Source organism: Neisseria sp. P0009.S008 (genome assembly GCF_051958615.1).
GTDB classification, from domain to species: domain Bacteria; phylum Pseudomonadota; class Gammaproteobacteria; order Burkholderiales; family Neisseriaceae; genus Neisseria; species Neisseria subflava.
Genome location: NZ_JBQCVG010000102.1, coordinates 1 through 237 on the forward strand (window position 1 = coordinate 1; position 237 = coordinate 237).

At 17.7% G+C, this 237-nt stretch carries 1 protein-coding gene; it reads left to right on the plus strand.

Annotated elements, in window-relative coordinates; genetic code table 11:
* Nucleotides 1–208, plus strand: a 208-nt coding sequence (locus tag ACTHSQ_RS11450) for a hypothetical protein (protein ID WP_440375972.1), incomplete at its 5' end; no start/stop codon positions are given.
* Between the last annotated feature and the right edge of the window lie 29 nt (nt 209–237).

Genomic DNA, 237 nt, shown 5'->3' on the forward strand with positions numbered 1-237 from the left:
CCGTGGTTTTTTTTTTAAAAAAATAAAAAAAACAAAAAACACAAAAACAAAAAAAAAAAAAACCCCAACAAAACAAAAACAAAAAAACAAGCAAAAAAAAAAAAAAAAAAAAACAAAAAAAAAAAAAAAAAAAAAAAAAAAAAAAAAAAAACCAAACACCCCAAAAAATAAAACACAAAAACAAAGCCAAACAAAAACCTCATATTAAAAAAAAAAAAAAAAAACCAAAAACAGACA